We start from the raw sequence: 951 nt of genomic DNA on the forward strand, positions 1-951 counted from the left end.
GAATATCGTTCGCTTTAATCGCTGGATAACTATTTTGAGCAGCTTCTAATAATAATTGTGCTTTTTCTTCTGCACGTGCTAACGAAAGGTTTTTTCGTGTATTGGCTTTCAACCGATTCTTAATCATAGTTTTCGAATGGGCTAATAAAATACCCGGATGTGGATACAGTTGGACAATATTTAAAAAGAGTGCCGAACGTGGTGTAATCAGGGTTTCAAGTTCTGGAAAACTACTATGCAAAAGCGCATGCATACGACTTTTTAACAACGTGATTTCCTCATCAATTTCATCATAATATCGTGTAAGTGCGCGCATTTGTTCGTAATAATCATCCTGTACATAGGTTGGTTCGCGTTCCATTTTGAAATGGGTTTTGGCTAATTCATGTGCGTCGCTGATATCGGTTTTATTTCGGCGCATCTTAGCCATTTGAAGGTTTGCCTCAAGTGGGTTCATTCGACAATATGTATGACCGTACGCCTTTAAGAACGCTTCCACAGGCTTTGAATAGACACCTGTTGCTTCAAAGACAATTTCAGGTGCTTGTCCATCTATCCGCTTAATTTCTTCGATTCGTTTATGCAGTTGTTCAAAATCTACACGTGTATGAGACAACTCACCTTCAAATTGACATTGACGGTATTGATCGTAAATCGCTACTGTACTTTTTCCTTTACTGACATCTAATGCAATCACATGTTTCATCATTTTTCTCCTTTTCAGCCAATCTTAGAAGTCTTCACAGTGCCTTATCGATTCCATTTTCTTATACACGATCTCTTGGACCCAACATACTAAACTGATTCAAATAAGGGTGTGAAGTGAGCCGGTTTTTAATACGGATTCTTAAATGATCCCAGGGGCTGTTCGGCTTTCCTTCACTTCTACTATAAAAAAATAGTAGCACAAACCATGGCCGTGGTTTGTACTACTAATGTTAGTATGTTTTT

The 951-nt window shown here is 38.5% G+C and carries 1 protein-coding gene; it reads right to left on the bottom strand.

The window, feature by feature from the left end; translation table 11 throughout:
• Positions 1-706: IS110 family transposase (locus AAGS61_RS20850; RefSeq protein WP_391376601.1), on the bottom strand; the 706-nt coding region annotated here is incomplete at its 3' end.
• Positions 707-951: the final 245 nt, after the last annotated feature.

This window comes from Lysinibacillus sp. KU-BSD001, from assembly GCF_042920265.1.
Classification (GTDB): Bacteria; Bacillota; Bacilli; order Bacillales_A; family Planococcaceae; genus Lysinibacillus_B.